Here is a 21,985-nt window from a genome sequence, read left to right on the forward strand (position 1 = left end):
AAGGTCGAACCGCCCTTCTGCGCTACGTCCTGCGCTCGTTCACTACCTGCGGCAATCCATACCTTGGTGGATGGGAGGCCGGTCCGCATCGACTACGGTTGAGCGATCGATGCCAACGCATCGCAGCCGGGTCAAACACCATGGGAACCGCCACAGCCTGGGTCGGAACGCATGTTCTCGCGACCTGTCTTTGCGCGATGGGCGCGCTGCTGCTCCCGCCGACGGCCCATGCGGTCGACGGGATCGACTTACCCGGGTTCGATTACGCCAACTTCAATGCTGACTCGCCGCCGGTCTGCAGAAATTCGTGCGGCGGCGATTCCAGATGTCAGGCCTGGACGTGGGTCAAGCCAGGCGTCCAGGGCCCCACCGGGCGCTGCTGGCTCAAGAGCCGGCTGCCCGCGCTGGTGAAGAACAGTTGCTGCAACTCGGGACCTCGCAAATACATCTCAAGGGCCGACATGAAGCCGGAAGACCGCACGGATCGCCCCGGATCGGACTACAAGAATTTCGTTTCAAGCTCATGGAAAAGCTGCGAGGCGGCATGCGGCGGCGATCGCTCCTGCGCAGCCTGGACCTATGCCCGCCCGGGCTTACAAGGGCCGCAGGGGCGTTGCTGGCTCAAGGGTCGCATCCCGAACCCGGAAGGCAATCTGCGCACCGTCTCCGGCGTCAAGTTCAAGCCCGCCTCGGTGCCCATCGATCCCGGCACCAACCTCGTCCCGGCTGAGGACTAGCCATGATGGAGGAAGCAACGAAGCAGCGGGGACGCTCCCTCGATGCCGTCATCAGGTATGCGAGCCTTCTGCTGGGCATCGTTACGGCCGCGCTGGCGCTCTATGTCGCAATGGCCAGCCGAGACGCCAGTTTGAGTCTGGCGGCAACCCAGGCAGACATCCAGAAGCTGAGTCAGGCCGGCGCACCGCCGGCCCCGGCGTCCTTCTGCGGCGCGTGCCTTGCAACCGACGGCAGCACCTCCTTCACCGACGCCGATCGCAAGGCCTTGCATGCTTCGATCGAGCCGGAGCGCAATCGCTCGGCGAGGAATGCGCTCGTCAACCAGACCTACGACATCGGATTCAAGCTGCTGCTCTTCGCCGTTTCCTGCGCCGCCGCCGTCGGCGCCGCGCGAGTCGCAGCACTTGAGGAGGGCAAGACACCATCCGCTCGGCTCAAGACCAGCAACTTGGTCTTGACCGCATTGGTGCCCCTGATCTCAACGCTCGCGTTCACCCAGTTCGACTTCTTCAAGCGACACACGATTTGGGAGAAGCGCCAGTACGCGCTGCTGGCATGCCAGATGGCGCTTCAGCACGCGCAACCCGAGCGCACGGCGCTGCTTTCGAATCTCGATGCAATCCTGGGATGGGGAGACGCCTCGGCGGTCGGTGAACTGACCGCCTCCTGCACACAGAAGCTCCCACTCAAGCCGCAGGAGCCGAGTGCGGAGGCGAGGTCCGTCGACAAGGCTGCGGATGCAGCGACGGCCAGAAGGTCTGCGGGACCAACCACCCCACCCGGAGCTCCCGCGACAACCGGGAGACATGCTCGCCGGGGAACTCCACCCGGCTCGCAAGCCAGCAACCCCAAAGGCTGATGAGCCCCAAATCACCGCCGGCAGCTCCGCGATGAACAATTCCACCAGCCGCGGCTCGAAATGCCGGCCGGCCTGTTCGCGCAGGAACGCGACGGGCCGGACCGACTTCAAGATGACTTGCGGACCTCGACGCCACCTTCAAAGCGCTGTGGCACCGGGCAGCCCGGTTTGTGCAGAGGCGGATCCAGTTGCAGGCTGATGAGGTACTTGGACACCAACTCCTTGAGCCGCGGATCAAGGCTCGGGAGCGGAAAGTCCAGGCTTGATGGATCTACCCGCCCATCGGCGCCGATCGTGAACCGGGCGTACACCCAGCCCCCGACGTCCGGATGCGAGAGTTCTGCCTTGCGCAAGTCGATGCCCGACGGGCGCTCAAGCTCAAGCGCCTGAAAGACGTAGGTCCCCGGTGCCGCGTCCGGCACCTCGGGCGGACAACCCTTTGCAATCCGCGCAGGCAGCTCGGGCAGCGTCTTGAATCCCGGCACATCGCCCATCTCCTTGTGCGGGTGATACATGTCCATGAAGATGTCGCTCTGTCGTCCGGAGGCGCAGACGACGCGGTACGCATCGATGACCGTGCCATATGGACCGGTGCCAAAACTTCCCGATCGCGAAAAGCCCGGCGCATCGCCCTCCGGACAACGCAGCCGCATCAGGAACTCCCTCTGGCCCAAGGGCGCATAAGCCCGGACGGGATTGACTCGCGAGCCCAATGGGGCTGATGTATCGAGCACCGGGGGCTGTCGCCGCCCGGGATCGGACGATGGATCCGCGAATGCCGGTGAGCAAAATCCGGCTGCAACAAGCAAGGCGCCGAAGTTCCGCGTGAATCTTCTATCTGGATCTTGCGTCCTCATCCCATCCCTCCCCATTGTCTCGATACCCTTGATGTTGCGACGCCGAGCTTGCGGTCATGTCGTTACCGCTAAAACTACGCGGACGGTCCGTGCGACCTCGCACCGCCCCGGCACCAACAGGTCGCCCTTGTTGTCACTGAGGATCGTGCCGCCGATCGCGGATCACCTTACGGCTCCTCCTCATGGTTCTTCTTCATGAGCTCCTTCCAGCGCTGTTGCCGCGCGCTTTCATTCCTCATCCGGAGCACATCGATCCAGCGTAAATACACGTCCGGCGAGTACCTGCTGTTGTCTCGATACGCGGGGTGATGCGGCGCAGGGAAGTCGCTCGCCCAAAAGGCGAACAAGGGCCCGATGAAGGGGATGAAGGCCACCGCGGCGTTCAGCAGGCGCAGCCACAGCGGGCCCGGCGAGCGCAGGATGCGCCAGGCCAGCCAGCAGGCCACCAGCTCCGACAGATGATGCCGATCACCAGCCCGCTCATCGCAGCGCCGCGGCCCGTACCGATGAGCCGCGGCTATGGCCGCGACAGCATGACCGCGATGCGCTTGCCCCCGGTCTGCGACGACGGGCAGCCGCCGGTCGAGGAGGCGTAAGCCGCGGTGGCGCCGACCTGCTTTGCGGCATAGCCCGCGGCCGATGCCGTGAAGGTGAAGCCCCCCTGCTTCGTGCTGAAGCCGCAGGGGACGGTGCATTCCAGCCCACCGGCGACGATCTTCACGTTCTTCGCCTCCTTGGCCAGGACGCTGGTGTCGAAGGGCGCGCCATCGAGCTGGATGCTGCTGAGAGTCAGCATGGGCAGCGCCGTCGTCGTCGTGGCGTCCTGTGCCGACTCAATGATCAGCGACGGTTCGCCATAGCTATGAACGCAGGGGCCGGCCGTCTCCGGGCCATCACCGCTGCCACCACCACCACAGGCCGTGACGCCCCCTGCCAGGAGAAGGCTCGTGAAAAGGATGCGTGGGGTGCGAAGTCGATACATGCGATAGGCCCATAGCTGGAATTCAATGGCCGCCTCCCGCTGCAGAGTCCGATGCGGCCGGCGCTGCTCGTCAGGCACGATGCGCCGCATCCCAGGGGAACTGCTGGGCGAAAACAGCATGGACGCCCCGAAACGAGCGACGGCCGCCGTTCGAGGGTGGATTGGAGGCAAGGGCGCGCTGCCCGTCCATCACACCGGTGGGGGATCTCGTTGCTTTGGACACAAACCAGGCGAGAGACCGCCGACGCGGCCGCTGCTCACCCCTCTTCCAGAAAGCGCTCCCTCACCTCCATCACCTTCGGCAGCTCCGCGATGAACAGCGCCACCAGCCGCGGCTCGAAATGCCGGCCGGCCTGTTCGCGCAGGAACTCGACGGCGCGCTCGACCGGCCAGGCCGGCTTGTAGGGGCGCACGCTGGTCAGCGCGTCGAATACGTCGGCGATCGCGACGATGCGGGCCTCCTCGGGGATGGCCTCGCCGGCCAGGCCTTCGGGGTAGCCGCTGCCGTCCCATTTCTCGTGGTGCGCCAGCGCAATGCGGCGCGCCATCGCCAGCAGGCCGCCCTCATGCTCGCCCAGGATCTCGGCGCCGATCTCGGGATGGCGGCGCATCACGGCCCATTCGGCTTCGCTCAGCGGGCCGTTCTTCTGCAGGATCGCGTCGGGGATGCCCAGCTTGCCGACATCGTGCATCGGCGCGGCATGCAGCAGATCGTCGGCGCGGCGCTCGTCGTAGCCGGCGGCGCGCGCCAGGATCTGCGAATAGTGGCTCATGCGCAGCACATGCCAGCCGGTCTCGTTGTCCTTGTACTCGGCGGCGCGGCCCAGGCGCTGCACGATCTGCAGCCGCGTCGCGCGCAGCTCCTCGACGCGCACCAGGGACAGATGGGTGCGCACCCGCGCCCGCACGATGGCCGGGCTGATCGGCTTGCTGATGTAGTCCACCGCGCCGGCCTCGAAGCCCTGGGCCTCGTCCTGCGCATCGGCCAGCGCGGTGACGAAGATCACCGGGATCGCGCGGGTCGCGGCCTGGGCCTTCAGGGTGCGGCACACGTCCAGGCCCGACAGCGCCGGCATCATCACGTCCAGCAGCACCAGCTGCGGCGCCTCGGCGCGCGCCAGCTCCAGCGCCTTGTGGCCGTCGCGCGCGAACAGCAGGCGGTAGTCGTCCTGCAGCACATGGCGCAGCACCTGCAGATTGGCCGGCTCGTCGTCGACCAGCAGCAGCTTGGGGCGGGTATCGCTCGTCGTCATGATGATGATGATCCGGCAGCCTGCTTCAGGGCCTGCAGCGCGCGCAGCGCCGCCTCGAAGTCGAACTGGTCCAGCGCCTCGGCCAGCGCGGCGCAGCGCGCCTGGCCCAGATGCTGCTGCAGCTCGGCGAAGGCGGCATCGTCCAGCTCGCCATGCTGCAGCGCGCGCTCCAGCCGGTCCAGCGAGGCCGGGGCCACGGGTGGCATGGCCTCCAGCGGCGCGGGCGCCGAGGCCGGCCCCGCGGCCGCCTGCTCGGCGATCGCGGCCAGCACCTCGCGCAGCGCGCCGGCCAGGGCCTCGCCCAGCGCGGACAGTTCCGGCTCCTGCCGCCCCTGGCGCAGCGCCTCCTCCAGCGGCAGGGTCGCCGCCAGCAGGCGCGGCAGCGCCAGGCTGCCGGCCACGCCGCGCCAGCGGTGCACCAGCGCGCGCGCCTCCAGCCATTCGCGCGCATGCAGCAGGGCCAGCAGGCGCGCGGCGCCGTCGCGCTGCTCGACCGCGAAGCGGCGCAGCGCGCGCTGCCAGGCGCCGGCACTGCCCCACAGCTGCAGGCCCTGCTCGCAGTCGATGTCGACCAGCTCTTGCTGCGCCGAGGGCATCGCCAGCGCTGCGCCGGACGCCGCCCCCGGGCTCAGGCCCAGCACCCGCGCCAGCTCGGCGCGCAGCCGCGCCGGCTCCACCGGCTTGGCCGCGAAGCCGTCCATGCCGGCGGCCAGCGCGGCCTGGCGGTCCTCCTCCAGCACGCTGGCGGTCAGCGCGATGATCGGCGTGCGCGGCCGTGCCTCGCTCAGCTCGAACTTGCGGATGCGCCGGGTCGCGCCCAGGCCGTCCAGCTCGGGCATGTGCACATCCATCAGCACCGCGTCGAACTCCTCCTCGCCGAAGGCCTGCAGCGCCTGCAGCCCGTCGCCGACCAGGCGCACACGATGGCCGTCGCGGCCCAGCAGCAGCTGCATCAGCTCGCCGTTCTGCGCCACATCGTCGGCCACCAGCAGGCGCAGCGGCGGCAGCGTGGTCGCCGCATCGGGCGTCTCGACCACGGCGGCCACCGGCGCGCCGGGCGGCAGCGGCAGATGCACATGGAAGCAGCTGCCCGCGCCGATCTGGCTCTCGACCCGGATGCGCCCGCCCATGCGCTCGACCAGCTGGCGCGAGATCGTCGTGCCCAGGCCGGTGCCGCCGAAGCGCCGCGTGGTCGAGGCGTCGGCCTGCGCGAAGGCGTCGAAGATGCGCTCCAGCCGGTCCGGCGCGATGCCGATGCCGGTGTCGATCACGGCCAGATGCACCGCCCCATCGGCCGCGTCGATGCGCAGGCGCAGCGTGACGGAGCCCCGCTCGGTGAACTTGATCGCATTGCCGACCAGGTTCACCAGCACCTGCTGCACGCGCAGCGCATCGCCCTGGAAGAACTGCGGCGCCTCGGCCGGATAGTCCAGGCGCAGCTCCAGGCCCTTGCGTTCGGCGGCCAGGCGCAGCGAGGCCAGGGTCTGCTCGCAGACCGCGCGCAGCGAGAAGTCGCGCCGCTCCAGCTCGACCGCGCCCTTGTCGAGCTTGGCGGTGTCCAGGATGTCGTTCAGCAGGCCCAGCAGCGAGCGCGCCGAGCCACGCACCGTGTTCAGGTGCTTGCGCTGGCTCTCGCTCAGGGTGGTATCCAGCAGCAGCTCGGTGAAGCCCAGCACCGCGTTCATCGGCGTGCGGATCTCGTGGCTCATATTGGCCAGGAAGGCGCTCTTGGCCGCGGCCGCGGCCTCGGCGCGGCCCTTGGCCTCCTGCAGGTCCAGCTGCAGGCGCTTGGCCTCGCTGATGTCGAGGATCACGCCGTCGATCAGGCCCAGCGCGCCGCTCTCGTCGCGCACGCCGCGGCCGGTCTCGGAGACCCAGCGCTCCACGCCCTCGCGGGTGTGCAGCCGGTACTCCAGCTTGTAGGGTTCGTCGGCCGCCAGCGCGCGCGTCACCTCGGCATTGACACGCTCGCGGTCCTCGAGATGGATCAGCGGCGCGAAGCTGGCGCGCCCGGCCAGGAAGTCCTGCGCCGGCCAGCCGGTCAGGGTCTGCACCGAATCGCTGATCAGCAGCATGCTCCAGTCGGCATCGATGCGGCAGCGGAAGTTCACGCCGGGGCTGTTGTCGATCAGGCTGCGGTATTGCTGCTCGCTGTCGCGCAGGCGCCGGTTCAGGCGCCGGTAGCTCAGCAGGCCATGGGTGCCGGCGGTCAGCAGGCTGATCGCCAGGGTCACCAGGGTCACGCCCAGCGCCAGCGCGCCGTTGCTGCCCAGCACGGTGTCGCAGACTTCGTCGGAGCTGCCGATGAAGCGCGCCGCGCCCATCGCGGTGTAGTGCATGCCCGAGATCGCGCCGCCCATCACCAGGCCGCCCAGCAGCACGGTCCACAGCCGGCCCAGCCGCCCTTCCAGCCCGAAGCGGATCCACAGCGCCAGCATCGCCAGCAGCACCGCGACGACGATGCTGGCCGCGAACCACAGCGGGTCGTAGCGCAGCTCGGCATTGAGCTCCATCGCCGCCATGCCGATGTAATGCATCGAGCCGATGCCGGCACCGACCAGCACCCCGCCCATCACCCATTGCCAGCGCCCCAGCCGGCCCTGCGACAGCAGCGCCAGCGCGACCCAGGAGGCCAGCAGCGCCGGCAGCGCCGACAGCAGGGTCAGCCCGGTGTCGAAGCGCACGCCGGCGCAGAGCTGGAAGGCCAGCATGCCGATGAAATGCATGGACCAGACGCCGCCGCCCATCGCCGCGGCACCGCTGGCCAGGATCGCGTGGCGCTGGGCGCGGCCTTCGGCGCGCTTGGCCATGCCGGCCATCTGCAGCGCCAGCGCCGAGGTCAGCGCGGCCACCCCCACCGACAGGGCCACCAGCCAGGGCTGGTGGCTGCCGACCAGCAGCAGGGTCGGCGCGCCATCGCGGAAAAGGAAGAACTCGTTCAGCATCGCGGCAGCGGCAAGATCAGGGTTTATGCGGAGCTCCCGATCTTGACGGCTTCGCGCCCGGGACGCTCGGCACAAATGCGCGGTCCCGGCCCGCCAATAAAAAACCCGGCCGAGGCCGGGCGGTTGGCGCACCTGGGTGCGACGCGGGAACGCGCGGCTTAGAACGCCGGCACGACCGCGCCGTTGTACTTGCCTTCGATGAACTTCTTCACCTCGGCGCTGTTCAGCGCGGCGGCCAGCTTCTTCAGCGCGTCGGCATCCTTGTTGTCCGGGCGGGCCACCAGCCAGTTGGCATAGGGCGAGCGGGCATCCTCGATCGCCAGCGCGTTCTTCACCGGGTTCAGCTTGGCTTCCAGCGCGTAGTTGGTGTTGATCAGGGCCAGGTCCACCTGCGGCAGGATGCGCGGCAGGGTGGCGGCCTCGATCTCGCGGAACTTCAGCTTCTTCGGGTTGTCGGCGATGTCCTTGGGCGTGGCCAGGATGTTGTCGGTGCTCTTCAGCTTGATCACGCCGGCGCGGTCCAGCAGCAGCAGCGCGCGGCCGGCATTGCTGGGGTCGTTCGGGATCGCGACGGTGCCGCCGCTAGGCAGCTCGGTCAGGGCCTTGTGCTTGCTGGAATAGGCGCCGAAGGGCTCCACATGCACCGCGGTCACGGCCACCAGATTGGTACCCTTGCCCTTGTTGAACTCGCCCAGATAGGGCTTGTGCTGGAAGAAGTTAGCGTCCAGGCGCTTCTCGGCCACCTGCACATTGGGCTGCACGTAGTCGGTGAACACCTTCACGTCCAGCTCCACGCCCTGCTTGGCGAGCTGGGGCTTCACGAATTCCAGGATCTCGGCATGCGGCACCGCGGTGGCGGCCACCGTGATCTTCTGGGCGGCGGCCAGGCCGCTGAGGGCCAGGGCGGCCAGGGCAACTGCAATCTTTGTCTTCATCGGGTCAACTCCTCACTAGGTACAACGAAAAAGAAACGGGGGGTAGCGAAGTCTCGTCAGCGGCGCGTGTAGCGGCGCACCAGCCAGTCGCCCAGCATCTGCAGCAGCTGCACCAGCAGCAGCAGCAGTGCGACGGTCACGACCATCACCTCGGTCTGGAAGCGCTGGTAGCCGAAGCGGATCGCCAGGTCGCCCAGGCCGCCGCCGCCGATCACGCCGGACATCGCGGTGTAGCCGACCAGGGTGATCGCGGTGACGGTGATCGCCGACAGGATGGCCGGCCGCGCCTCGGGCAGCAGGGCCTGCCAGACGATCTGGCGCGTGCTGGCGCCCATCGCCAGGCCGGCCTCGACGATGCCGCGGTCCACGCCGCGCAGCGCGCCCTCGACCAGGCGGGCGAAGAAGGGGGTCGCCCCCACCACCAGCGGCGGGATCGCGCCGGCCACGCCCAGCGACGTGCCGGCCACCAGCAAGGTGAAGGGGATCAGCACGATCAACAGGATCACGAAGGGCAGCGAGCGCAGCACGTTCACCACCAGCGACAAGAGCGCGTAAAAGCGCGGCGCCGCCAGCAGCTGGCCGCGGTCGAACAGGAACAGCGCGACGCCCAGCGGCAGCCCCAGCAGCACGGTGAACAGCAGCGAGCCCGCCAGCATCAGCAGGGTGTCCCAGGAGGCCAGGCCGATCTCGGCCCAGTCGATAGCATTCAACAAGGCATCCATCAGCGCTGCACCTCCACGCGCACGCCGCGCGCTTCCAACAGGGCCTGGGCCGCGGCCAGGTCGCCGCCGGAGACCGAGATGGTCAGCTGGCCATAGGGCTCCTGCTTGATGCGGTCGATGCGGCCCGACAGGATGCCGAAGTCCAGCCCGGTGCGGCGCGCCACCTCGCCCAGCAGCGGCTCGTAGGTGCGCTCGCCGCGGAAGGTCAGCTGCACGATGCGGCCCGGCACATGGGAGAAATCGTCCAGCTGCTGGCCCTCGTCCACATGCTCGGCCTCCAGCACGAAGCGCCGCGTCACCGGATGGCGCGGGTGCAGGAAGACCTCGGCCACCGGGCCCTGCTCGGCGATCAGGCCGCCGTCCAGCACCGCGACGCGGTCGCAGACGCGCCGCACCACGTCCATCTCATGCGTGATCAGCACGATGGTCAGGCCCAGCTCGCGGTTGATCTCGGCCAGCAGGTCCAGGATCGAGCGGGTGGTCTCGGGGTCCAGCGCGCTGGTGGCCTCGTCGCACAGCAGCACGCGCGGCTCGGTGGCCAGCGCGCGGGCGATGCCGACGCGCTGCTTCTGCCCGCCGGAGAGCTGGGCCGGGTATTTGTGCGCCTGGTCGGCCAGGCCGACGCGGGCCAGCAGCGCCGCCACGCGCGGCGCGATCTCGGCCGGCGCGCGGCCGGCGATCTTCAGCGGCCAGGCCACGTTCTCGGCCACGGTCTTGCTCGACAGCAGGTTGAAGTGCTGGAAGATCATGCCGATGCGCTGACGCGCGGCGCGCAGGCCCGCCTCGTCCAGCGCCAGCAGGTCCTGGCCGGCCACCGCGACGCGGCCGCTGTCGGGCCGCTCCAGCAGGTTGATCACGCGCAGCAGGGTGCTCTTGCCGGCGCCCGAGGCGCCGATGATGCCGAACACCTCGCCGGCTTCGACGCTCAGGCTCAGGCCGCGCAGCGCCGGCACCTGGCCCGCGCCGGCGGCCATTGGGTAGGACTTGTGGACTTCTTGGAGTTCTATCACCGGGAAAGGGCGGCGGGCTGGTGGCCCGCCTTGGAATCAGCCCGCAATCCTAGTGGAAACCCCTAAACCTTCGGAAGAACCGAATGGTCATAAGCAAATTCACCCGAAGGTGATCCACAGCGCCAGTCTGCCAGCCCCCTCTGCTGCACGGCGGACAACCCCGTTCAGAGGGATTCGGATCGCAACGCAGGCATGGAAGCATGTCTGCGCGCGCGCCCCCGCCGGCACAGCAGCCTCCAAGAATCGCTCCACCAACCAAGCAGATGCCCAAAAAAGCAACGACGCTCATGTTCCTTGCGGTAGCCCTGAGCGCTATCGCGCTCGCTGCATTCAGCTTCTGGCCGGAGCCGAGCAGCCCTCCGGCCCTGAATGAGCAAGCCCGCTCGCAAAGCCAAGTCGCACCGCCGATATCCACTGCCAAGCACTCGGAGGGGAGCACTCATTCCGCACCTCAACGCCCGCGTCACGACAGGAGCGCAACGCCGAGCAGCGAGTGGCGCGCCGACGCCTCGGTCATGTCGCCCACAGTCCGGGTCGGCTCGGAGGGTTTCGCGCCGCACATCCAGGCGGCCCTAGACTCGGGTACCGGGGCCCTTGCTTACCAGGCCGTGAAGCAGCTGGACCAATGCAAAAACGTTGCCGGCTACATCGAGAGCGCGCGCAGGTACGCCACACAGACACCGGGGCTCGAGCCCAGGAAGGCACAGATCACAATGGACTACGCGCAAGAGCTGGAGGCGGTGCAGCGACGTTGCCAGACCGTCACGCCACAGATCGAGGCCCTGCGAACGCCCTTGCTGCTGAAGGCCATGCAGAGCGGCGAATTCGGTGCCGCTGCCCAGTTTGTGGAAAGCGCCTCACGCGAGCAACTCCTTGAGGCCGGGAGGCCGGAGCTGGTATTGCATGCGCTGCGCACTGACGCCATGCAGGGCGATGCGCCGGCCATGAAGATCCTGGCCAAGCGCAAACTGCCCTATGAGGTGCCCGCGCCACTTCAGCGTCCCAGCGAACTTGCGGCGCTACAGATCGAAGAGCGCTGGCTCCGAGGACCCGAGGTTTCGGCCCTCAATGCTGCGGCCATGAAGGAACTTGCCAAATGGATCAATCCGGCCCTGCTGGGCGACTGGACCTTCTTTTCGGATGCCCAGGACCAGACCACAAGGCGACTCGCGCAGCTGCAATCGCCGGAAGGCGGGCTGAATGCACAGGAGCGTGCGCTGGCGGCCGAGATGCTGGCCGCCCACGAGCGCCAGCAAGCTCGGCCTTGAATCAGAAGCGCAGATTCGGCAGATCCCGCAGCATGATCTCGGTCGTCGCGCGGATCGCGCCCTCGTTGGCCAGCTTCAGGCGCTCGGGCTGGGAGACGATGGCCTCGCTGAATTCGGCCTTGTAGGCGGCGCGCACGCTGCGCTGGTAGAGCAGCGCGCCGCTGGTCTTCTCAACCAGGGTGTAATGCACGGTGGCGGCCACCGTCGTGTTCAACGACAGCAGCGGCTGCACCAGACTGACCAGCTGCGCCTTCAGCTCGTAGCGCGCCTCCTGCGGCGTCATCGCCCACAGGCCCACCGCGCGCAGCGAATCCTCCAGCGCATGCTCCAGCGCCAGGTCGCTGATCTTGGAACCCCACAGCCGGCCGGTCTCGGCCCCGCCGGCCGCCGGCGCCAGCCCGACCTGGCCGCGCAACGGCGCCGGCATGAAGCCGCGCAGCTGCAGCGCATCGCCCGGCTTGACGCTCATGTACAGCGATTGCGAGGGCGTGCCGCAGCCGGCCAGCAGGCCGGCCGAGCAGAGCAGCAGGGCGGAGAGCAGCGCGCGCGCGGGAGCTTTCATAGACGTCGGTGTTGCAGGGCCGGCAGCTGCTGGCGCACCTGGGCCAGCCGGGCGGCATCCACCTCGGCCGTCACCAGGCCCTCGCCCTCCGGCAGGCAGGCGAGCACCTCGCCCCAGGGGTCGACGATCATCGTGTGGCCCCAGGTGCGGCGTCCATTCTCATGGAGCCCACCCTGGGCCGGTGCGATGAGATAGGCGATGTTTTCGACCGCTCGTGCGCGCAGCAGCAGCTCCCAATGGGCCTGGCCGGTGGTGTGGGTGAAGGCCGCCGGCACGCTGATCAGGTCCAGCGGCGCCGGCGCGCCCATCGCGCGGTACAGCTCCGGAAAGCGCAGGTCGTAGCAGACCGACAGGCCGATGCGCAGCCCGCCGGCCTCGGCCACCACCGGCGTCTCGCCGGCCTCCAGCACGCGCGCCTCGTCGTAGCGCTCGCGGCCGTTGTCGTAGCAAAAGAGATGCAGCTTGTCGTAGCGCGCGGCCAGCCTGCCGTCCGGTCCATGCACCAGGCAGCTGTTGCGCACCCGCAGCGGGTCCGGCGTCGCCAGCGGCAGGGTGCCGCCGATGATCCACAGCTTGAGATCGCGCGCCGCCTCGGCCAGCATGCGCTGGATCGGCCCCTCGCCCAGGCGCTCGGCCAGCGCCAGCTTGTCGGTATCGCGCTGGCCCATCAGGCAGAAGTACTCGGGCAGCGCGGCCAGCTGCGCGCCCTCGGCCGCGGCCTGCTCCAGCCAGTGGCGCGCCCGCGCCAGGTTGCGGCCCATGTCGGGGCTGGACACCATCTGGATCGCGGCGATCTTCATCGGGGAACTCCTAGGGTGTGGACGCGGCGGCCGGCAGCTCGGCATCGGGCTTGCGCTCGACCCGCTCGACCTTGGGATCGTCCCAGCTGCCGGTGACGCGGAACTCGCGCGTGCTGGCCGCCATCATCGGCCGGCGCAGCAACAGCTGGGCCAGGAAGGTGCCCAGGCCCACCGCCGGGTTGATCGCCGCATAGGCCAGCGAGGCGCCGCCGGCATTGATCTCGGGCACCACCAGCACGCGCAGGTCCTGGGTCTCCTTGGCCAGATCGGCCTGGCCCTCCATCACGACCACCGCCTGCACGCCGCTCATGCGCAGGTTGTTGCTGCTGGCCACGCCCTGCGCGATCTTGACGTCGCCGCTGAAGCCGTCGAAGGCGAAGCCCTCGCTGAACACGTCGCGGAAGTCCAGCACCAGGCGGCGCGGCAGCGACTGCAGGCTCAGGATGCCCAGCAGCCGGCCCACGCCCGGCTCGGCCTGCAGGAACTGGCCGGCGTCCAGCGCCAGATGCAGCTGGCCGCTCATGCTGGGGTAGTCGGGCGCCAGCGGCGAGCCCAGCCAGCCCAGCTGGCCCGAGGCCTGGCCCTTGCCGCCGCGCAGCAGCCGGCCCTGGCCCAGGCGCTCCAGCAGATTGCCGGCATCGGCCACCTCCAGCTTCCAGTCCAGCACCGTGCGGCGCTGCGCCCGGCCCGGCTCGGCCAGCCATTGGCCGGTGGCGTTCAGCACCGCATCCGGGTGGCGCAGCTGCAGCTTGCCGAGCTTCCATTCGCGCTGCGGCCCCTGGGCCTGCGCATCGACCTCGAGCCGACCCAGGCGCTTGCCGCGCAGCTCGAAGTCCTCGACCACGATGTCCAGCGCCGGCAGCTGGCCGGCGCCACCCGCCTGCGGCTGCTCCAGCAGCTGGCTGACGCTGTCGGCCTCGCTCTTGGGTAGCGACAGCCGCGCCAGCCGCGCATGCACCCGCGCCGGCTGCGCCCCGCGCGCCGGGCGCAGCTCCAGATAGCCGTTCAGCTGCTCGGCATCCAGGTTCGCGCGCCAGAGGCCCTGCTCCGGCACGCGCGTGATGCCGGCCACCACCTTGCTGAGCGGGCGCCCGGCGAAGACCAGGCCCTGGGCGCGCAGCGCGATCTGGGTCGGCGCATAGCCGCCGCCCTCCAGCGCGTCCGCAGCGCCGCCGCCGGCGGTAGCTGTGCCACCGCCCTGCAGGCGCTGCGCGACGGCCTGCCAGGCGTCCAGATTCAGCTGGCCCAGATTGGCCTGCAGCGCCACGCCCTGGGCCGGCACGGACGGCAGCTTGTCCTGCAGCGCCAGGCTGCCGGCCAGCACGCGCGGCGTCTCGCCGCTGATGTCGCGCTGGTACTGGGCCGCCAGCACCGCGCCCAGCTCCAGGCGCAGCTCGTCGCGGCCATTGCCCAGCTGGGTGGTCTGGTAGCGCAGCGGCAGCTGGCTCTCGGGCGCCTTGGCCAGCGGCGCCGGCAACTCGGCGCCCAGACCCTGCAGGCTGCTGCTCAGGCTCAGCTCGGAGCCGCCGCCCTCCTTGAAGCCCAGCTGCAGCCGGTAGGCGGTCTGGCCGTTCAGCGACTGCGCCAGCCGCGCCAGCGGCCCCAGCTCGCCGGCGCGGCGCAGCGCCTCGGCCGTGACCACGCCCTGACCGTTGAAACGCAGGCTGCCGTCGCGCTGGGTGCCGCCCTCGAAGCTCGCGTCGCCGCCCAGCACCCGCGCCGCGCCGCCCTGGATGTTCACGCCGCGGCGGTCGAACTCGATGCGCGCGCGCGCATTGCCCAGCAGCGGCACATCGGGGCGCATGCGCACATCATTGCCGGCCAGCAGCACCTGGCCCTTGACCTGGGCCTTGTCGACATCGTTGAGCGGGATCTGCAGCCCCAGGCGCAGCTGGGCGGCACCGCTGGCCGTCGTGTCCTTCAGCGCGCCGCCGATCCATTCGCCGACCGGCGACAGCTTGGTGAAGCGCAGCAGCTCGCTCATCGGCCCGCGGCCCTGGCCCTCCAGCTCCAGCACCTGCTGGTGCATCAGGTCCTTGATGCCGCCGTTCACGCCATGCAGCTCGTAGCCCAGCACGCGGGCGCGGCCGTTCTTGATCTGCATGCTGCCGCGCTCGAACACCAGCTCCGCGGACAGCTTGTCCATCGCCGGCCAGGCCGGCTCGGCGCCGCCGACGCCGGGCACATAGGCCAGCTGCAGGTCCTGAGCCTGGGTGCTGATGCGGAACTGGCCCTGCTGCACCGCGTCGAAGGGGAAGTCCCAGAGATCGCCGCGCGCCTTGAACTGCACCTGGCGCGCCTCGCCGCCGCGGATCGCGTCGCGCACATACTCGCGCGCCACGTTGCCGATGCCCAGCGGCAGGTAGCGCGCGACGCGCGCGGCCTGCGCCTGATCGAGCCGGCCGTTCAGGTCCAAATGGCCGGGGAAGCGCCCGCCGCGGCCATGCTCCAGGCCGCTGGCGCCGCCGGCGCCGGTCTTCCACAGCGCCTCCAGCTCGCCGCGCAGATCGGCATTGGCCAGCTTGACGTCGGACACGCGCAGCTCGATCGCCGGCGGCCTGCCGCCGGGGCGCGGCTCGATGCGCCAGTCCAGCATCGCGTGGAAGCGCTGCAGCGGCAGCACCGGCTCCTCGAACACGCCGGGAAACTCCAGGCTGCCGTCCTGGATCGCCAGCCGCGCCTGGCCGCCGCGCTCGCTGGCGTCCAGCTGCAGGCTGGCATTGGCCAGGCCGGGGCGGCCGATGTCGGCGCCCTGCGCCTTGGCCTCCAGCACCAGGCCGCTCAGGCCGGCCTTGACGCGGTAGCTGGTCGGCGCCTCCAGCGGGCCGTCCCAGCGCGCGCTCAGCTCGCTGACCAGGCCCTGCGGCGCCAGCTCGGCCAGCCAGCGGCGCTGGCTGGCACCGAAGGGCAGGCGGGTCGCGATCTGGCTCATCAGCGCCAGGTCCAGGCGCTGCGCGCTCAGCTCGCCGCCCAGCAGCGGCCCCGGCGCCTGGCCGGCCTTGACCGGCGCGCGCTTCAGGTTCAGGGCCCAGTCGGAGCGCGGCCAGACCAGGCCCTCGCCACCCTGGGCCGCGGCCGCCAGCTCGAAGCCGAGCTGGTGCGCGTTCAGGTTGAAGCCCTGGGCGTTGCGCGCCAGCGCCAGCCGGCCCTCGATGCGCGCCAACGCCAGCGGCTCCATGTCGGCGCCCAGGCGCAGCTTGACCGCGCGCAGGCCCATGTCCAGGGTCAGGGCTTGCGCCTCGCCCTGCTTGAAGTCGGCCCAGGCGCGTAAAGCGCCGTCGCCCTCGTCCAGCTCGAAGGGCAGATCCACATGGCGGCGCAGCTGGCGCACGTCGGCGCGCGGCAGCTCGGCATAGAGCTGGCCGCTCCAGTGGCGCAGCTCGCCGGGCCGCTTCAGCAGCGACTGGGTGAAGCGGCCGCGCAAGGAGAAGCGCTGGCCCCATTCGGCGGGGGGCGTCGCGTCCAGGCGCAGCTCATGGCGGCGCAGGCCGTTGCGCAGCACCAGGTCCAGGCCGGACAGCTCCAGCGGCGCGGCGCCGCGCTTCTCATCGATCCAGCGCACCCGGCCCTGCTGGATCACGAACTCATGCTGGGCGAAGAACCAGTCGGCCAGCGCATCGCCGGCCTCGCCGGAGGGGCCCTGCCCCTCCATGCTGAGCCCGGCGACGAAGACGCGGCCCTGCGCGTCGCGGCGCACCTCGAGCTCGGGCCGGTCGATCAGCAGCTGCGCGAAACGCAGCTCCAGCGCCCACAGCGAGCGCGCCGACAGCGCCGCCGCGACCCGCGGCAGGCGCAGCGCCTCGCGGCCGGCCGGATCGAGGAAGCGCACATCGCGCAGCTCCAGCGCCGGGATCCAGCCGCCGGAGCGCACCTCGATCTCGCCGATCTCGGTGCGAACCCCCAGGGTTTGCGAGGCCAAGCGCTCCAGATCCGGGCGCCACTCATTGATGTGCGGCAGAATCGCCCAGTGCAACAGCAGCCAGGCCGCCAGCAGCAGGGTCCAGACCAGCAGCAGCAGGCCCAGGATCCAGCGCCCGCAGCCCAGCAGCCAGCGGGCGGAACGCCCGGCGAGTCGCCCCGGGGTGGACTTGAGGGCGGCCGTGACAGTTGCAGTGAACGACATGGATTGGGAGCGCCGTGGAGCTGGAAACGACGACGAGGACAACGAGGCATCGCGACCGCTGCCGCGTGATCAAAGACCGCGTGCCCATGCCAGCAACGCGGCCCGACGCTCCCAGGTTGGCCGAGATTCTGGCACAGGGTGCCGATTGAAATGAGTTCGCCCGAGCATTCTTTGCAGACCGACACAATCCCCGCCGAGCCGCCCGTGCTGCCGCCGCGCGCCGAGCACAGCCGCTTCGTGCAGCGCATCCGCCGCCGCTATGCCGAGGAGCTGGCGCTGCTGGCCCCGGGCCTGCCGGACCTGGCCTCGATCCAGGCCCTGGTCGCCGCGCTGCTGGCCGGCGGCCGCGCGCTGCCGGCGGCGCTGCGGGTGACGCGCCAGCTGGTGCTGGAGCGGCTGGCGGTGCTGGACATCGAGCAGGGCCGCTCGATGGAGGACATCACGCTGGCGATGACCCATCTGGCCGAGGCCACCCTGGACCTGGCGCTGACCGAGGCGCGCGCCGCGCAGGACGAGATCAACGGCCGGCCGCTGAACGCCGAGGGCCAGGTGATCGACTTCTGGGTCGTCGGCATGGGCAAGCTGGGCGCGCGCGAGCTGAATGTCTCGTCCGACATCGACCTGATCTACGTCTACGACGACGAGGGCCAGACCGAGGGCCCCAAGTCGATCTCGGCGCATGAATACTTCTCGTTGGTCGCGAGGCGCCTGTATGCGCTGATCGGCGACGTCACCGAGGACGGCCAGGTGTTCCGCGTCGACCTGGCGCTGCGCCCGAACGGCAACTCCGGCCCGCCGGTCGTCAGCCTGGCGATGCTGGAGGAATATTTCCTGGTGCAGGGCCGCGAGTGGGAGCGCTTCGCCTGGCTGAAGAGCCGCGTCGTCGCGCCGCTGGCGATCGAGGCCAAGCAGCGCGCGCTGGCGCTGCGCTCGCTGGTGACGCCCTTCGTCTACCGCCGCTACCTCGACTACGGCGTGTTCGAGGGCCTGCGCCAGCTGCACCGCAAGATCCGCGACGAGGCCAGCAAGCGCGCCGCCGGCCGGCCCGAGCGTGCCAACGACGTCAAGCTCTCGCGCGGCGGCATCCGCGAGATCGAATTCACCGTGCAGCTGCTGCAGGTGGTGCGCGGCGGCCAGTTCCCCGAGATCCGCACCCGCTCGACCGTCAAGGCGCTGCAGCGCGTCGCCGCGCGCGGGCTGATGAAGCCGGCGATGGCCGAGCAGTTGATCGAGGCCTACCGCTTTCTGCGCCAGGTCGAGCATCGCATCCAGTACCTGGACGACCAGCAGACCCATTGCCTGCCCTGCGAGGACAAGGACCTGGCCTGGATCGCGCGCAGCCTCGGCCTGACCCCGGGTTCCGAGCGCACCGGCTGCACGCCCGGCGTGTGCGAGCTGATGGACCGGCTGTGCGAGGTGCGCGAGACGGTGGCCACCGAGTTCGACGCGCTGCTGCACGACGGCCAGGCGCCGAAGAACGGCAGTTGCAAGGGCGGCAGCTGCGGCGGCCCGGCGCTGCCGATTGATTCAGAAGAATTCCTCGAGAAGCTGCCGCCCGAGCTGGGCGAGGCGGTGCGGCGCTGGGCCCAGCAGCCGCGCGTGCAGGGCCTGCGCGAGGAATCGCGCCTGCGCCTGGCCAAGCTGGTCGGCCGCGCCGCGCAGGCGGTGCGCGCCGAGCAATGCGCGCTGGCCGGCGCGCTGCGCTTCGTCGACTGGATCGAGCCGCTGCTGCGCCGCGAGAGCTATCTGGCCCTGCTGGTCGAGCGGCCCGCGGTGCAGGCGCGCCTGCTGCGCCTGCTGGGCCTGGCGCGCTGGCCGATGCGCTACCTGATGCTGCATCCGGGCGTGATCGACGAACTGGCCGACCAGCGCCTGCAGAACGAACGCTTTGACGGCGCCGAGTTCATCGCCGACCTGCAGGCCCGCCACGAGGCCTGGGAGCGCAGCGGCGAGGCCGACGAGGAGGCCCTGCTCGACACCCTGCGCCGCGCCCACCATGCCGAGGTGTTCCGCACCCTGGTGCGCGACATCGAGGGCCGCATCACGGTCGAGCAGGTGGCCGACGAGCTGTCGGCGCTGGCCGACTCGACCCTGCAATGCGCGATCGCCTGGTCCTGGGCGCGGCTCAAGCAAGCGCACCGGCCGGAGCCGCGCTTCGCGGTGATCGCCTACGGCAAGCTGGGCGGCAAGGAGCTGGGCTATGGCGGCGACCTGGACGTGGTGTTCCTGTTCGACGACGAGGACGAGAACGCGCACGAGATCTACGCCGCCTTCGTGCGCAAGCTGATCACCTGGCTGACCCTGCGCACCGCGGCCGGCGAGCTGTTCGACATCGACACCGCGCTGCGTCCGAACGGCAACTCGGGCCTGCTGGTCACCTCGCTGCAATCCTTCGAGAACTACCAGAGCGGGCGCGGCAGCAACACCGCCTGGACCTGGGAGCACCAGGCCATCACGCGCGCGCGCTTTTGCGCCGGCGCGCCGGACCTGGCCGCGCGCTTCGAGGGCGTGCGCCGCGCGGTGCTGACCGCGCCGCGCGATGCCGCGGCGCTGCGCGCCGAGGTGCAGGCGATGCGCGAGAAGGTGCGCGGCGCACGGCCGGTCAAGGCGGGCGAGTTCGACGTCAAGCACAGCCCCGGCGGCATGATGGACGCCGAGTTCGCGCTGCAGTACCTGGTGCTGGCCCATGCGGCCGCGCATCCCGAGCTGCAGGACAACGCCGGCACGATCGCGCTGCTGCAGCGCGCCGAGAGCGCCGGCCTGCTGCCGGCCCAGGTCGGCCATGCCGCGGCCGATGCCTACCGCGAGCTGCGCCGCGCCCAGCACCGCGCGCGCCTGGACGAACAGCCCACCGCGCTGGCCGAGGCCCGCCTTCCCGAGCTGGATCTGGAGCGGCATCGCGACGCCGTGCTGGCGCTGTGGCGCGCCGTCTTCGGCTGAGCGCCTGGAGCGCGCTGGCGCTGACCCTGGCCGCCTGCGCGCTGCTGGCCTGGCCGCTGCCGCGCGCCGCGCTGGACTGGCAGCCCGGCCTGGCCGGCGCCGAACCCTGGCGCAGCCTCAGCGCCGCGGCCGTGCATTGGAGCCCGCGCCATCTGGCGGTCAACCTGGTCGGCTGCGCGGTGCTGGCCTGGATCGGCGCGCGGGCCCGGCTGCCGGCGCGCGCCGCGCTGGCCTGGGCCCTGGCCTGGCCCGCCACCCAGCTGGGCCTGCTGTGGCTGGCGCCCGGGCTGGCGCATTACGGCGGCCTCTCCGGCGTGCTGCATGCCGGCGTCGCGGTGCTGGCGCTCGAGCTGCTGCTGACGCGCGCAGGGCACGAACGCCTGATCGGCGCGCTGATCGCGGCCGGCCTGGCGCTGAAGCTCGCAAGCGAGGACCCACTCGGCCCGGCGCTGCAGGCCTGGCCCGGCTGGGACATCGCGATCGCGCCGGCCGCCCATCTGAGCGGCACGCTGGCCGGTGCGCTGTGCGCGCTGCTGCTCGTGCTGGTCCACAAGCGCTGAGCCCCAAACGGGCGCACAGCGCCCGCACCCCGGCTTGCGGGCCCGTTCACACCCGGTCGCGGGGTTGTCGCGTCCCCTGAAGCCGGGACAATCGGCCGGCTTCCCTGTCGCCCCCGCATGCCTGCCGTTTTCCTGCTCCGCCGTACCCGCTCCGCGCTGCTCGCCGCGCAACGCGCTCTTTTCGATGAGGCGGAGCGCGGCCGCGCCGAGCGCTGGACCTGCGTCGGCGCCAGCGACCTGCTGTACGAGGCGCTGCCGCGCATCGCCGAGCTGGGCCCGGACCTGATCGCCACCGACCTGCGCCTGACCGACGGCCATGCCCTGACCCTGCTGCGGCGCCTGCCGCTCAGGCGCCGCCCGCCGGTGCTGCTGCTGACCGCGGTGGGCGACGACCCGCTGCTGTTCGACGCGCTGGCCGCCGGCGCCCAGGGCTATTGGCAGGACCCCGGCCAGGCGCGCGGGCTGGCCGCGGCGCTGCACGACTGCGCCGCCGGCGCGGCGCGCATGTCGCCGGCGCTGGCGCGCCAGGCGCTGCTGGCCCTGGGGCTGCCGCGCAGCGAGCCGCAGCTGGCGCACAACGTCGCCGCGGGGCAAGACCTGGCCCCGGCCGCCGCGGGCCTGGCGCGCAGCGAGCAGCATCTGCTGACCCTGGTGGCCCAGGGTCTGCTGGACGGGGAGATCGCACAGCGCTGGCAGCTCGATCCGCTCGAGATCGGCCGGCGCCTGGCCGCGGTCTACGCGGCCCTGCACCGCCTGTCGGCGGCGGCCGCAGCCGCGGCTATGCCTCAGGCCGCGGGCGGCGCGGTGTCGATGAAGCTCTGACGCGTCGCCAGCTTTTCCAGCAGGCGGGCCAGGTTGGGATAGTCGCCGCGCCAGTCGATGGCGGTAAAGCGGTAGTCCAGATAGCCCAGCGCGCAGCCGACCGCGATGTCGGCCAGGGTGAAATGGTTGCCCGAGCACCAGGCCTTCTCGCCCAGCCCCTGGCTCATCGCCTTCAGCGCGCCATGCACCTTGCCCATCTGGCGCTCGGTCCAGGCGGGCGAGCGCTGCTCGGCGCTGCGGCCGGCCCAGGTCTGCTCCAGGCGCGCGGCGATCGCGGCATCCATCAGGCCGTCGGACAGCGCCTCCCAGGTGCGCACCTCGGTGCGCTCGCGGCCGCGCTCGGGGATCAGCTTGCCGACCGGCGACAGGGTGTCCACGTATTCGCAGATGACGCGCGAATCGAACACCGCCCCGGTGATCGAGTCCTGGCCTTCCATCACCAGGCAGGGCACCTTGCCCAGCGGGTTCATCTTCAGGATGTTGTCGTTGCCCCAGACGTCCTCGAGCACGAACTGGTAGTCGAGCTTCTTTTCCGCCATCACGACGCGGACCTTGCGGACATAGGGGCTGGCGAGTGAACCGATGAGTTTCATGTCGAAATGATGCGGG

The 21,985-nt window shown here is 70.6% G+C and carries 18 protein-coding genes; 6 read left to right on the forward strand and 12 right to left on the reverse strand.

All coding sequences use genetic code 11. The features are described from left to right. Positions 1-197 precede the first annotated feature (197 nt). Both G8A07_RS25515 and G8A07_RS25520 read left to right on the forward strand, forming a co-directional pair. Positions 198-737: a PAN domain-containing protein gene (locus G8A07_RS25515; RefSeq protein WP_195794709.1), complete on the forward strand. Its 540-nt coding sequence runs from the start codon at positions 198-200 to the stop codon at positions 735-737. 2 nt (positions 738-739) lie between these two features. After that, complete coding sequence (locus G8A07_RS25520; RefSeq protein WP_195794710.1) at positions 740-1,597, forward strand: hypothetical protein; 858 nt, start codon at positions 740-742, stop codon at positions 1,595-1,597. Between the two features lie 107 nt (positions 1,598-1,704). On the opposite strand, the gene G8A07_RS25525 is transcribed toward G8A07_RS25520, so the two are convergent. The 8 genes from G8A07_RS25525 to G8A07_RS25560 form a co-directional block, all read right to left on the reverse strand. Further along, entirely contained in the window at positions 1,705-2,250 is a 546-nt protein-coding gene (locus G8A07_RS25525) for a hypothetical protein (protein WP_195794711.1), read from the reverse strand. A 371-nt stretch (positions 2,251-2,621) separates the two neighbouring features. Then, positions 2,622-2,900 carry a hypothetical protein gene (locus G8A07_RS25530; protein ID WP_195794712.1) on the reverse strand — a complete coding sequence of 93 codons (279 nt, stop codon included), beginning with the start codon at positions 2,898-2,900 and terminating at the stop codon, positions 2,622-2,624. Positions 2,901-2,971: 71 nt separating this feature from the next. Then, a complete protein-coding gene (locus G8A07_RS25535; RefSeq protein ID WP_195794713.1) occupies positions 2,972-3,526 on the reverse strand; it encodes a hypothetical protein in 555 nt (184 codons plus the stop codon). A 167-nt stretch (positions 3,527-3,693) separates the two neighbouring features. After that, positions 3,694-4,689, reverse strand: coding sequence for an HD-GYP domain-containing protein (locus G8A07_RS25540; RefSeq protein ID WP_195794714.1), 996 nt, complete (start codon positions 4,687-4,689; stop codon positions 3,694-3,696). Next, the gene (locus G8A07_RS25545) at positions 4,686-7,634 is read right to left on the reverse strand and encodes an MHYT domain-containing protein (RefSeq protein WP_195794715.1); all 2,949 of its coding nucleotides are present in this window, start codon (positions 7,632-7,634) and stop codon (positions 4,686-4,688) included. Before G8A07_RS25545 ends, G8A07_RS25540 begins: the two co-directional genes overlap by 4 nt. 158 nt (positions 7,635-7,792) lie before the next feature. Next, the gene (locus tag G8A07_RS25550; protein ID WP_195794716.1) at positions 7,793-8,569 is read right to left on the reverse strand and encodes a MetQ/NlpA family ABC transporter substrate-binding protein; all 777 of its coding nucleotides are present in this window, start codon (positions 8,567-8,569) and stop codon (positions 7,793-7,795) included. Between the two features lie 56 nt (positions 8,570-8,625). Further along, positions 8,626-9,291, reverse strand: coding sequence for a methionine ABC transporter permease (locus G8A07_RS25555; protein WP_195794717.1), 666 nt, complete (start codon positions 9,289-9,291; stop codon positions 8,626-8,628). Then, a complete protein-coding gene (locus G8A07_RS25560) occupies positions 9,291-10,301 on the reverse strand; it encodes a methionine ABC transporter ATP-binding protein (protein ID WP_249937143.1) in 1,011 nt (336 codons plus the stop codon). Before G8A07_RS25560 ends, G8A07_RS25555 begins: the two co-directional genes overlap by 1 nt. Positions 10,302-10,909: 608 nt before the next feature. Between G8A07_RS25560 and G8A07_RS25565 the strand changes: the two genes are divergently transcribed. Continuing rightward, positions 10,910-11,569: a hypothetical protein gene (locus G8A07_RS25565; protein WP_195794719.1), complete on the forward strand. Its 660-nt coding sequence runs from the start codon at positions 10,910-10,912 to the stop codon at positions 11,567-11,569. A 1-nt stretch (position 11,570) separates the two neighbouring features. Here the strand turns inward: G8A07_RS25565 and G8A07_RS25570 are convergent, their stop codons facing one another. Genes G8A07_RS25570 through G8A07_RS25580 form a run of 3 tightly spaced genes read right to left on the reverse strand, consistent with a single transcriptional unit; the run spans position 11,571 to position 17,054 of the window. Continuing rightward, entirely contained in the window at positions 11,571-12,131 is a 561-nt protein-coding gene (locus G8A07_RS25570) for a hypothetical protein (protein WP_195794720.1), read from the reverse strand. After that, positions 12,128-12,931: a carbon-nitrogen hydrolase family protein gene (locus G8A07_RS25575; RefSeq protein ID WP_195794721.1), complete on the reverse strand. Its 804-nt coding sequence runs from the start codon at positions 12,929-12,931 to the stop codon at positions 12,128-12,130. Before G8A07_RS25575 ends, G8A07_RS25570 begins: the two co-directional genes overlap by 4 nt. 10 nt (positions 12,932-12,941) lie before the next feature. Then, entirely contained in the window at positions 12,942-17,054 is a 4,113-nt protein-coding gene (locus tag G8A07_RS25580; protein WP_195794722.1) for a YhdP family protein, read from the reverse strand. A 150-nt stretch (positions 17,055-17,204) separates the two neighbouring features. Here G8A07_RS25580 and glnE point away from each other — a divergent pair, with 150 nt between their 5' ends. The 3 genes from glnE to G8A07_RS25595 all read left to right on the forward strand — a co-directional run bounded on the left by glnE (position 17,205) and on the right by G8A07_RS25595 (position 21,376). Then, the gene (glnE, locus tag G8A07_RS25585) at positions 17,205-19,994 is read left to right on the forward strand and encodes a bifunctional [glutamate--ammonia ligase]-adenylyl-L-tyrosine phosphorylase/[glutamate--ammonia-ligase] adenylyltransferase (protein ID WP_195794723.1); all 2,790 of its coding nucleotides are present in this window, start codon (positions 17,205-17,207) and stop codon (positions 19,992-19,994) included. After that, positions 19,973-20,554, forward strand: coding sequence for a rhombosortase (gene rrtA / locus G8A07_RS25590; protein WP_195794724.1), 582 nt, complete (start codon positions 19,973-19,975; stop codon positions 20,552-20,554). The genes glnE and rrtA overlap by 22 nt, the downstream gene beginning before the upstream one ends. Positions 20,555-20,671: 117 nt before the next feature. Continuing rightward, a complete protein-coding gene (locus G8A07_RS25595; protein WP_195794725.1) occupies positions 20,672-21,376 on the forward strand; it encodes a response regulator transcription factor in 705 nt (234 codons plus the stop codon). Here the strand turns inward: G8A07_RS25595 and G8A07_RS25600 are convergent. Then, complete coding sequence (locus G8A07_RS25600) at positions 21,340-21,969, reverse strand: glutathione S-transferase family protein (RefSeq protein WP_195794726.1); 630 nt, start codon at positions 21,967-21,969, stop codon at positions 21,340-21,342. The genes G8A07_RS25595 and G8A07_RS25600 overlap by 37 nt on opposite strands. Between the last annotated feature and the right edge of the window lie 16 nt (positions 21,970-21,985).

The organism is Roseateles sp. DAIF2 (genome assembly GCF_015624425.1).
GTDB lineage: Bacteria > Pseudomonadota > Gammaproteobacteria > Burkholderiales > Burkholderiaceae_C > Kinneretia.

Excerpts from the sequence above, each read along its gene's own strand:
- G8A07_RS25515 (WP_195794709.1), top strand. The coding sequence starts at position 198 with ATGGGCGCGCTGCTGCTCCCGCCGACGGCCCATGCGGTCGACGGGATC.
- G8A07_RS25520 (WP_195794710.1), top strand. The coding sequence starts at position 740 with ATGATGGAGGAAGCAACGAAGCAGCGGGGACGCTCCCTCGATGCCGTC.
- G8A07_RS25525 (WP_195794711.1), bottom strand. The coding sequence starts at position 2,250 with ATGCGGCTGCGTTGTCCGGAGGGCGATGCGCCGGGCTTTTCGCGATCG.
- G8A07_RS25535 (WP_195794713.1), bottom strand. The coding sequence starts at position 3,526 with ATGCGGCGCATCGTGCCTGACGAGCAGCGCCGGCCGCATCGGACTCTG.
- G8A07_RS25540 (WP_195794714.1), bottom strand. The coding sequence starts at position 4,689 with ATGACGACGAGCGATACCCGCCCCAAGCTGCTGCTGGTCGACGACGAG.
- G8A07_RS25545 (WP_195794715.1), bottom strand. The coding sequence starts at position 7,634 with ATGCTGAACGAGTTCTTCCTTTTCCGCGATGGCGCGCCGACCCTGCTG.
- G8A07_RS25550 (WP_195794716.1), bottom strand. The coding sequence starts at position 8,569 with ATGAAGACAAAGATTGCAGTTGCCCTGGCCGCCCTGGCCCTCAGCGGC.
- G8A07_RS25555 (WP_195794717.1), bottom strand. The coding sequence starts at position 9,291 with ATGGATGCCTTGTTGAATGCTATCGACTGGGCCGAGATCGGCCTGGCC.
- G8A07_RS25570 (WP_195794720.1), bottom strand. The coding sequence starts at position 12,131 with ATGAAAGCTCCCGCGCGCGCGCTGCTCTCCGCCCTGCTGCTCTGCTCG.
- G8A07_RS25575 (WP_195794721.1), bottom strand. The coding sequence starts at position 12,931 with ATGAAGATCGCCGCGATCCAGATGGTGTCCAGCCCCGACATGGGCCGC.
- G8A07_RS25580 (WP_195794722.1), bottom strand. The coding sequence starts at position 17,054 with ATGTCGTTCACTGCAACTGTCACGGCCGCCCTCAAGTCCACCCCGGGG.
- glnE (WP_195794723.1), top strand. The coding sequence starts at position 17,205 with ATGAGTTCGCCCGAGCATTCTTTGCAGACCGACACAATCCCCGCCGAG.
- G8A07_RS25595 (WP_195794725.1), top strand. The coding sequence starts at position 20,672 with ATGCCTGCCGTTTTCCTGCTCCGCCGTACCCGCTCCGCGCTGCTCGCC.
- G8A07_RS25600 (WP_195794726.1), bottom strand. The coding sequence starts at position 21,969 with ATGAAACTCATCGGTTCACTCGCCAGCCCCTATGTCCGCAAGGTCCGC.